The sequence below is a fragment of the Yoonia sp. genome (genome assembly GCF_036007805.1).
GTDB lineage: Bacteria > Pseudomonadota > Alphaproteobacteria > Rhodobacterales > Rhodobacteraceae > Yoonia.
In genome coordinates this window covers 1-9,039 of the sequence record NZ_DASYOK010000258.1, presented here as the reverse complement: position 1 = coordinate 9,039, position 9,039 = coordinate 1, and the positions used below count along the sequence as shown (strand labels likewise).

Here is a 9,039-nt window from a genome sequence, read left to right as displayed (position 1 = left end):
CGATATCCGACAAGGCACCGTTGCGGCCGATGCAGGTTTGCGCGGCGTTGCGTGCGGCACGTTCGGGATCGGCAAAGACGGGGCCGGTGAGCTCTGTCGGAAAGAACCCCGGGCCGATTGCATTGGCGGTGATCCCGTCCTTGGACCAGGCTTCGGCCATCGCGCGGGTCAACTGGCCAATGCCGGCTTTGGATGCGCCATAGGCAATCCCGCCCGGAAAGGCGCGCGTTGTCTGGAGAGAGGCGAAATTCACGATGCGGCCCCAACCCTTGGCCTTCATCGCGGGCGCAAAGGCTTGGCTGAGGAAAAACGGGGCGGCGAGGTTGAGGTTCATCGTCACGTCCCAGCCCGCGTGCGTCACATCATCTGCCGCCTCGCGGGTGTTGATGCCCGCCGCATGGACGACGATATCGGGTGCGCCAAAGGGTGCAGCGACCTTGGCCGCGATATCGGCAATCTGGTCGCGTTGGGACAAATCAGCCGCGACGACTGCCGCGTTTGCCCCTGTCTGGGATGCCCAGCCGTTCAGCGCATCCGCGCGGCGGGCCACGCCCACGACCCTTGCACCGGCCGCAGCCAGTGTAATCGCGGCGCGCTGGCCAAGACCCGCGCTTGCGCCGGTGACGCAGGCGACACGTCCGGTCAGGTCAAAGAGATCGCGCGGATCACTCATCTGGCGTCAGGTCAAAGTTTTCACCAGGAAAGTATTTGGCCAGACGCACGTCCGCTGCGCGGGCATGGCCTTCCATCCCCTCAAGGCGGGAAATCCGTGCCGTGGCTTCTGCGACGCGCTTGGACCCTTCGCGCGTGGCCTTCTGCCATGTCACGATCTTCATGTACTTATGCACCGACAGACCACCAGTATAGGACGCAGCGCCCGACGTTGGCAAAACGTGGTTCGTGCCAGAGGCTTTGTCGCCATAGGACACGGTGGTTTCTTCGCCGAGGAAGAGCGAGCCATAGCAGGAAAGACGATCCAGCCACCAATCCAGGTCTTCGGCCTGCACTGTCAGGTGCTCGGGCGCGTAATCGTCGGAACAGGCGGCCATCTCTTCGCGGTCCGCACAGAGGATCACTTCGGCATAGTCGCGCCAAGCGGCAGCAGCGTTCTCGCGGTTCACTTCCGGCAGATCAGCGATCAAATCAGGCACGCGGTTCATAACGTCTTCAGCCAAGGTGCGGTCATCGGTGACCAGCCAAACCGGTGAATTATAGCCGTGCTCGGCCTGGCTGACGAGATCCGTCGCGACGATATGCGGATCGGCGGTCTTGTCAGCGAGGATCAGGCTATCGGTCGGGCCTGCGATCATGTCGATGCCGACGCGGCCAAACAAGATACGCTTGGCTTCGGCCACAAACTGGTTGCCGGGGCCGACAAGGATGTTTGCTTTGGGCAGGCCAAAGAGGCCAAAGGTCATAGCGGCAACGCCCTGCACCCCGCCCATGGCCATGATCTTGTCGGCACCGCAAATGTGAGCCGCATAGATGATCGCAGGGGCCACACCCACGCCGGGGCGCGGGGGCGAGGCAACGGCGATATGGTTGCAACCGGCAACTTTGGCCGTTGTCACGGTCATGATCGCTGAGGCGATGTGGCTGTAGCGTCCGCCGGGCACATAGCAACCTGCCGCATCGACCGGGATTGCCTTTTGACCAGCGATCAGGCCCGGAACGATCTCGTATTCGATATTGCTGACGGTGGCTTTCTGCGCCTCGGCAAAGCGTTTGACGTTGTCATGGGCGAACTGGATATCTTCTTTCAGCTTCTCGGGCACCAGCGCTGTCGCTGCCGCGATCTCTTCTGCGGTGATCATGACGTTGCCGTCATATTTGTCGAATTTTGCCGCGTATTCCATCGCCTTGGCGTCGCCACCTGTCTCGATGTCGGACAAGATGCCCTGAACAATGTCGTGGACATCAGACGCGCCGGACTGCGCGGTCAGCGTCGCTTTCTTGAGATATTCGCGTGCCATGTTTCGTTACCTTATTTCATGCTGTCAGAAAGCATCGTGGTCTTGATCGAAGGGGGGGTGTGTCGCGGATACCGATTGTCCGCTGCAATCTTCAAAGCCGCGCCCTCCCACGACGACTATTCGATTCTTCGGTCAGTGTAAGCGCTTACATGACTGAAATGCAAGCCCTTACATTTTCCACAAAACGCCCCTATGTCGGCGCCGGGTTTGGCGCTATGTTGGACGCTGACCCAACCGGAGCGCGCATGACATCCCAACGACCAATACCCACTTTGCAGGATGTGGCCACCCGTGCAGGGGTGTCGACGGCTACTGTCTCACGGGCGATCAATTTTCCCGATCAGGTGGCGCAGGTGACGCGCGACAAGGTGCATGCGACAATCGCGGAACTGGGCTATTCGCCCAATTTCGGCGCACGCGCGATGGCAGCAAGGCGCACGAATACAATCGGAGCGATTATTCCGACAATGGAGAACGCGATTTTCGCGCGTGGGCTTGAGGCTTTTCAGGAAGAATTGCGCAGCAACGGGTTCACGATGCTGGTTGCCAGTACCGCCTACCAGCCGGACACCGAGGAAGAACAGATCAGGTCGCTTGTCGCGCGCGGGGCTGATGCGCTTTTGCTGATCGGGTATCACCGCGATCCTGCAATCTATGATTTTCTGGATGCGCAGGACGTGCCGGTTCTTTTGACATGGGCCTTTGAGCCCGAAGCGACGCGGCCTTCGGTGGGCTTTAACAACAGCGCGGCAATGAAGGCGATGGCCGAAAAGGTGATCGGGATGGGGCACCGGCGGCTGGCGCTGATCTCGGCGGAAACGGCGCAGAATGACAGGGCGTCAAGGCGCTGCGACGGAATCAGACAGGCGATGAATGCGGCCGGGTTGGACAGTGACACCCTTTGTTTCGTGGAAACGAAATATGGGATCGACGAAGGGGCAGCAGCCTTTGATCAGATTATGGCCCATGAACCAAGGCCGACCGCGGTCTTCTGCGGGAACGATGTTTTGGCTGTCGGTGCACTCAGACGTGCAAGGGAGCGCGGGATTGCAGTTCCGGGTGATGTCTCGATCATCGGGTTCGATGATATCGAATTGGCCCAAGTGGTCTATCCGGCACTCACTACGGTGCATGTGCCGCACCGTGAAATGGGCCGCAAGGCGGGGAAGGTCTTGGTCAACCACTTGCGGGACGGCGTTGCGTTAGAGCCGGTTGAGCTTCAGACTCGGCTGGTTTTTCGGGACACGCTGGGACCGCCCTAAGCAATACGCGGTGGTTGTCGCTTACAAAGTCACGAGCTCGTCCGAATTGTTACGCGATCCCGCAACAATAGTGTCAATTCCTCCAATTTTAGACAAGAATATCGTTGGAGTTAGGACAATTACTTTGCCCAATTCCAATTGATTTGGTACTCTGCCAACAGTTGTGAAGTGTTATTGGTGAAAACCGTGTTGCGTTATGATTTCCAGATGTATTCTGCGGATAGTGTGTGCATGCAGGCAGGCGGTGGAAAAGGTATCACAAGCCAAGGGCACGCACGCTCAAACAAAGTTGTCGCTTTTTTTCGGGATCCAACGACAACGGATGCTGTGACATCTGCACCACCAATTGTACGCCTTTTTCTGGAAGAGGCTGGTTTCGAACTTTCTGATGCCGAAATCGCGAAAGTCGCGGACGCAGATGCGCCGTGCGACAAAGTCCTGCGACGGGAACTGGCAGCCCAACTGACGGCTGCATTGTCGAACCGTGCTCTGAAAAAGGCGCTTGCACGTGCGGCACCGGAGACCGAGTTCGATGTGGCGGCTTTCATCGCGGCTGTTGTAAGCAAGAACGCGCCAGACCTGCAGCTAGAGGGCGCGGCACCGCAGTCCAAAATCACCCCCCGCAGCCCAAGCGAGCTTCGCAAAGCAAGTTGCAGAAATCGCGAACGTCCACGCTAGGCGTTGCTGGTAAACAGGTATATCTGAACGGTCGGCGTGCGGCACGCGAGAACATCTAGTTTTATGAGAGTTTGGTGGAGCCTAGGGGAGTCGAACCCCTGACCTCTTGCATGCCATGCAAGCGCTCTCCCAACTGAGCTAAGGCCCCAACTTATCAGCTTGCGCTGATTGCCGCTGTCTATGCAGCGATCCGGGCGAGATCAAGAGAAAATCGCGCCCGGTGCAGTCATTTTAATCGTCGTCGTTCGTGGTGACATCGGCGAGTTCGTCAAGAGAGACGGTATCATCGTCGTCATCGTCTTCCAGAACATCGTCACCCAGATCGACGTCTTCATCGTCGTCGTCGTCAAGAACCAGATCATCATCTTCTTCGATGTCCTTCATCTTGGCGGTTTGCGCATCCTCGGCATCCGCGACCATTGTACGGGTCTTGGACGTGTCGATTGTCACTTCATTGCCTGTATAGGGGCTGATGATTGGCGTCGCGTTCAGGTCGTAAAAGCGTTTGCCGGTTTCGGGGCAAAGGCGCTTTGTGCCCCACTCTTCCTTAGGCATAGGCTATCCCTTCAAAAATCTCTGTCTTCCCTTGCGGGTGATCGGTGCCAACTGCCATAAGCGAGGGGCTGTGTCAAAGCCTTTGGCACTTGAAAACCAAGAAGGTGGATATGGGCCGTCACACCCTGAAAGGCAACCCCCCGATCGAGGTGGTTTTGCGCCGTTCTGTCCGCGCCAAGCGCCTATCGTTGCGTGTGTCGCGTCTGGATGGCCGTGTGACGCTGACTTTGCCACGTTTTGCGCCCGAGCGTGAGGGAATCGCTTTTCTGCGCGCCAAAGAACCATGGCTGCGTGGCCACCTTGCGGATATGCGCCCCGCGATGGTGGCCCAAGTTGGCCAGAGTGTGCCGGTGCGCGGGGTGGCGATGCCGATTGTCGTGAGTGCCGCAAAACGTGCGCGTATCCTTGAGGACCGCATCGAGGTCACAACAAGCGCATCTGCTGCGGCGCAGACCAAGGCCCTGTTGCGTCATGCCGCGCGCGACGCGCTTGCGCAGGCCTCGGACCGCTATGCGCAGCAAGTGGGCAAACCCTACACGCGCCTGTCGATCCGCGACACCCGGTCCCGCTGGGGGTCTTGTTCAAGCACGGGTGCGTTAATGTATTCGTGGCGGCTGATCATGGCCCCGCCTGCTGTGCTTGATTATGTTGCGGCGCATGAGGTCGCGCATCTGGTTGAAATGAACCATCGACCGGCGTTCTGGTCTGTGGTTGCACAGCTCTGCCCTGACTATGACCGCCATCGCCAGTGGCTGCGTGAGGAAGGTGACAAACTGCACCGCATCGTTTTCGACGATTGACCAATCTGCCTTTCGTGATCACAAAAGGCCCATGATGATCCAGCCACGCCCCCAGGATAATACGACTGCCGCACATGAACGGGTGTATCGCGCTTTGCGGGCGCGGATCATGCACGGGGAAATCGCACCGGGTGAGGCGCTGACGCTGCGGGGTATCGGCAAGAGCTATGATGTCTCAATGACCCCTGCGCGCGAGGCCGTGCGCCGGTTGGTTGCTGAAGGTGCGTTGTTCCTGTCGTCGTCGGGGCGTGTTTCGACACCGGAACTGTCGAACGAGCGGATTGAAGAGCTGGCGACCTTGCGGGCCTTGCTGGAAGCCGAGCTTGCATCGCGCGCTTTGCCGCGGGCCCATTTTGCGCTGATCGAACGGCTTGAGACGCTCAATCAGGGCTTTCACCAGATTATCGCGCGGCATGATGCAACGGGCTATATCCGCCTGAACCTCGAATTCCACCGTACGCTTTACCTGCGCGCCCAGGCGCCTGCGATGCTGGCGATGACAGAGACTGTTTGGCTGCAATTGGGGCCGACGATGCGGGCACTTTACGGGCGGCTGAACCGCACCGATCCTCCGGCACATCACAAACTGATCCTTGCAGCCCTGAAGGCCGGTGACGAGCCGGGTCTGCGCTTGGCTGTGCGCGCCGATTCGACCCAAGGTTTGCGGATGCTGAAAGGTTAGGTCCCGTAGATATCAAGATCCTCGAGCGCGAGGTTCATCACCCGCCGGAAATCCTCACCGGGCATGCCGATCCCATAGGACAGATTGGTGATAAAAGCGTATTCGCTTGGAAGGATCCGCCCGCTTGAAAGCGCCACAAAGAATGCACCGCGCATCATCACATCTTTCTCTGAATCGCGCAGTCCTTTGCCAAAGTCGATAAAATCCTGCGGCGTCAGATTCAGGTCGATATGGTCGGTGATGCGGATGACTTCGGTTGACTGGATATTGGTTCGCGTCAGACGGCTTGCTGCTTTGGTGATCAGCGCAATTTCATTCGACGCAACGATCCCGTCGCATTTGCCCACATAGCACATCGCCGTCAGGATACGCTGTGTCGCCTTTTTGCGCATCGGTGCCGTTGGATCGAGACCGAGCAGAGACTTCATGCGCCGCCAAATGACAGCGATCAGCGCAAGGCTGATCGCAACCCAGATGCCATAATTCTGAATGGTCCGTTGCAGGCTGTTGCGCGCCACAGAAGGCAGGCTTGCGTCAATCAGGTTCAACGATTGTGCGGTTTGCATTTGCTGCGGGCTGAAGGGGCGTTCGATCTGCCCTGTGCAGCGGTCGGTGGACAGAACATAGCCAAGGATGTTGCTGGACACCGTATAGCCCAAAATCCGGATGTCTTTTGTTTCATGACAAAGCGACAGGGATGCGCCATCGGGGGCGTTAATATCGGTGTCTGCGACATATTCCAGATCCGAGAAAAACCCGGAGTTGGCCGTCCATGCCTGCGCTGGCGCTGCGACCAGCAAACTCAAGAAGATGGCAACAATGAAATGCATCATGCGGATATCTCGGACTCACTATTAAAGGTCGCCGCCATAAAGGCAGAAGGCGCGCGCAATTGTCCCAGTTATCTGTCTGAAAAACCACAAAAAGCAAGCAATTGGGCGTCCAATGTGCTGTTTTTGCAGCAAGTGTTCCCTTGGTGCCGCTCAAAATGCTTGCATAAAAAACGCCCTGAATTCGGACCAGGACTTGCATGGACCGGCACCAACGGCCGGTCCAGTCAGCAAATCTAGGCGTGTATCGCGCCGTCGCCGCATGCAAGGGCGGCTTCGCGCACGGCCTCGGAATATGTGGGATGGGCATGACAGGTCCGTGCGAGATCCTCGGCAGCGGCACCGAATTCCATCGCGACGCAGATTTCGTGGATCAGATCACCCGCCATCGGGCCAATGATATGTGCGCCAAGAACACGGTCGGTCGTTGCATCCACAAGGATTTTCACGAAACCGTCGCCTGCGAAATTGGCCTTGGCGCGGGCGTTGCCCATGAAGGGGAATTTGCCAACCTTGTACTTACGCCCTTGTTCTTTGAGGGTTTCTTCGGTCTCGCCCACATTGGCCACCTCGGGGTGGGTGTAGATCACGCCGGGGATCACGCCGTAGTTCACATGCGGATGCTGGCCTGCGATGCCTTCGGCGACGGCCATGCCTTCGTCTTCGGCTTTGTGGGCCAGCATCGGCCCTGCGATGGTGTCGCCGATCGCGTAGATGCCTGCGACATTGGTCGCATATTTGCCGTCGGTCTTGATCTGGCCGCGCTCGGACATTTCTACGCCCAGCTCTTCCAGACCCAGCCCTTTGGTGTAGGGTTTGCGGCCTGTGGCGACCAGAACAGTATCCGCTGTCAGCGTGTGTTCGCTGTCGTCCTTGCGCAGTTTATAGGTGACGGTGGCCTTGTTGTTTTTGACTTCAACACCCTGAACGGCGGCACCGAGTGTGAATTTAAGCCCCTGTTTCGTCAGCATTTTCTGGAACTGGCGGGCGATTTCCTTGTCCATGCCGGGGGTGATGGCATCGAGGAATTCGACCACCTCGACCTCGGCGCCCAGACGAGCATAAACTGACCCAAGTTCAAGCCCGATCACACCTGCACCGATCACGACAAGCTTCTTTGGAATCTTGCCCAATTCCAGCGCACCGGTGGATGTGACCACGGTTTTCTCGTCGACCTCAACACCAGGCAGGGATGCCGCCTCGGAGCCGGAGGCGATGACGATATGTTTGGCCTCATAGACCTCGTCTCCGACTTTGACTTTGCCCGCTTCGGGGATTGTGCCCCAGCCTTTGAGCCAGTCTACCTTGTTCTTTTTGAACAGAAATTCGATGCCGCCGGTGTTTTGTGCAATCGTGTCAGCCTTATAGGACAGCATCTGTTTCCAATCGACCGAAGGCGCTTTGCCTTTCAGGCCCATGGTCGCGAAATTATGCTCTGCCTCGTGCAGCATATGCGTCGCGTGCAGCATGGCCTTGGAGGGAATGCAGCCCACGTTCAGGCAAGTCCCGCCCAGCGTTTCGCGGCCTTCAACGCAGGCCACTTTCATACCCAGTTGGGCGCAGCGAATTGCACAAACATAGCCGCCGGGACCGGCGCCGATTACGATGACGTCATAGCTGGACATGGGGTCTCCTTTAGGGTGTCACAGGGCGTACACAACGCGTACACAACCTGTACATACAAATTGTCATATCAGGGCTGACACTATCATCAGCATGGTTGAGGTGAACCCCACAAACCAAATTATTGACCGCCACGGGGTCAGGCCGAAATAATAGGCGGGGACATAGAGGACGCGTGCCGCGAGGTAGGTCCATGCACAAATGGCCGAAAATCCCGTCCCCTTGTCGCCAAGGGTGATGACGACGACGGCGATGGTGAACAGGATCAGACCTTCGAAGTGGTTGTTGAGGGCACGGAACAGGCGTGCGGTCTTATCGCTGACCTGTTCGACCAGGGGTTTGCCCAGGCGGCTCGCATCCCGTGGTGACATGGTTTTGCCGGGGCCAAGTTCGAGATTGGCAGGGATCGCCATCAGCGCGAACTGGATTCCCTGCAGGAGGGCGGCAAGGGCGAGGACTTTGAGTTCGGGGGTCATGTGTCTTTTTCCTCCGGAGCCGCCATGCGTTCATTGCGCATCTTGATGAAGATGATGAGGGCCGGAATCCAGCCACTGATCGCCCCGATTATGAATATGCGCGTTGAGAGCCTGTCATGACCGTCCATAACCATCAAAGGTGCAACGATCAGGCAAAAGA

10 protein-coding genes and 1 tRNA gene are annotated in these 9,039 nt (G+C 58.0%); 4 read left to right on the top strand and 7 right to left on the bottom strand.

Going from position 1 to position 9,039, the window contains the following annotated elements; translation table 11 throughout:
* Both VGP75_RS13995 and hisD read right to left on the bottom strand, forming a co-directional pair.
* The coding region (locus VGP75_RS13995; RefSeq protein WP_327544252.1) for an SDR family NAD(P)-dependent oxidoreductase at positions 1 to 673 on the bottom strand (673 nt) is incomplete at its 3' end.
* Positions 666 to 1,973: a histidinol dehydrogenase gene (gene hisD / locus VGP75_RS13990; protein ID WP_327544251.1), complete on the bottom strand. Its 1,308-nt coding sequence runs from the start codon at positions 1,971 to 1,973 to the stop codon at positions 666 to 668. The genes hisD and VGP75_RS13995, both read right to left, overlap by 8 nt.
* Positions 1,974 to 2,218: 245 nt before the next feature.
* Between hisD and VGP75_RS13985 the strand changes: the two genes are divergently transcribed.
* Together VGP75_RS13985 and VGP75_RS13980 are read left to right on the top strand one after the other, a co-directional pair.
* Entirely contained in the window at positions 2,219 to 3,235 is a 1,017-nt protein-coding gene (locus VGP75_RS13985) for a LacI family DNA-binding transcriptional regulator (protein WP_327544250.1), read from the top strand.
* Between the two features lie 327 nt (positions 3,236 to 3,562).
* Positions 3,563 to 3,913, top strand: a complete 351-nt coding sequence (locus VGP75_RS13980) for a hypothetical protein (RefSeq protein WP_327544249.1) — start codon at positions 3,563 to 3,565, stop codon at positions 3,911 to 3,913.
* 72 nt (positions 3,914 to 3,985) lie between these two features.
* Here VGP75_RS13980 and VGP75_RS13975 read toward each other — a convergent pair.
* Positions 3,986 to 4,061 (bottom strand) — tRNA-Ala (locus tag VGP75_RS13975).
* A gap of 83 nt (positions 4,062 to 4,144) precedes the next feature.
* Positions 4,145 to 4,468 carry a TIGR02300 family protein gene (locus VGP75_RS13970; RefSeq protein WP_110279672.1) on the bottom strand — a complete coding sequence of 108 codons (324 nt, stop codon included), beginning with the start codon at positions 4,466 to 4,468 and terminating at the stop codon, positions 4,145 to 4,147.
* Between the two features lie 110 nt (positions 4,469 to 4,578).
* On the opposite strand from VGP75_RS13970, the gene VGP75_RS13965 reads away from it, so the two are divergent.
* Complete coding sequence (locus VGP75_RS13965; RefSeq protein WP_327544248.1) at positions 4,579 to 5,268, top strand: M48 family metallopeptidase; 690 nt, start codon at positions 4,579 to 4,581, stop codon at positions 5,266 to 5,268.
* Positions 5,269 to 5,299: 31 nt separating this feature from the next.
* The gene (locus VGP75_RS13960) at positions 5,300 to 5,950 is read left to right on the top strand and encodes a GntR family transcriptional regulator (RefSeq protein ID WP_327544247.1); all 651 of its coding nucleotides are present in this window, start codon (positions 5,300 to 5,302) and stop codon (positions 5,948 to 5,950) included.
* Here VGP75_RS13960 and VGP75_RS13955 read toward each other — a convergent pair.
* The 3 genes from VGP75_RS13955 to VGP75_RS13945 form a co-directional block, all read right to left on the bottom strand.
* The gene (locus VGP75_RS13955) at positions 5,947 to 6,783 is read right to left on the bottom strand and encodes a tellurite resistance TerB family protein (protein ID WP_327544246.1); all 837 of its coding nucleotides are present in this window, start codon (positions 6,781 to 6,783) and stop codon (positions 5,947 to 5,949) included. The two genes, VGP75_RS13960 and VGP75_RS13955, sit on opposite strands and share 4 nt — an antisense overlap.
* Before the next feature lie 233 nt (positions 6,784 to 7,016).
* Positions 7,017 to 8,405, bottom strand: coding sequence for a dihydrolipoyl dehydrogenase (gene lpdA, locus VGP75_RS13950; RefSeq protein ID WP_327544245.1), 1,389 nt, complete (start codon positions 8,403 to 8,405; stop codon positions 7,017 to 7,019).
* Between the two features lie 63 nt (positions 8,406 to 8,468).
* Positions 8,469 to 8,879 (bottom strand): MAPEG family protein, encoded by a 411-nt coding sequence (locus VGP75_RS13945; protein ID WP_327544244.1) that lies wholly within the window; start codon positions 8,877 to 8,879, stop codon positions 8,469 to 8,471.
* Between the last annotated feature and the right edge of the window lie 160 nt (positions 8,880 to 9,039).

Coding starts and splice junctions, on each gene's coding strand:
- hisD (WP_327544251.1), bottom strand. CDS start 1,973: ATGGCACGCGAATATCTCAAGAAAGCGACGCTGACCGCGCAGTCCGGC.
- VGP75_RS13985 (WP_327544250.1), top strand. CDS start 2,219: ATGACATCCCAACGACCAATACCCACTTTGCAGGATGTGGCCACCCGT.
- VGP75_RS13970 (WP_110279672.1), bottom strand. CDS start 4,468: ATGCCTAAGGAAGAGTGGGGCACAAAGCGCCTTTGCCCCGAAACCGGC.
- VGP75_RS13965 (WP_327544248.1), top strand. CDS start 4,579: ATGGGCCGTCACACCCTGAAAGGCAACCCCCCGATCGAGGTGGTTTTG.
- VGP75_RS13960 (WP_327544247.1), top strand. CDS start 5,300: ATGATGATCCAGCCACGCCCCCAGGATAATACGACTGCCGCACATGAA.
- VGP75_RS13955 (WP_327544246.1), bottom strand. CDS start 6,783: ATGATGCATTTCATTGTTGCCATCTTCTTGAGTTTGCTGGTCGCAGCG.
- lpdA (WP_327544245.1), bottom strand. CDS start 8,405: ATGTCCAGCTATGACGTCATCGTAATCGGCGCCGGTCCCGGCGGCTAT.
- VGP75_RS13945 (WP_327544244.1), bottom strand. CDS start 8,879: ATGACCCCCGAACTCAAAGTCCTCGCCCTTGCCGCCCTCCTGCAGGGA.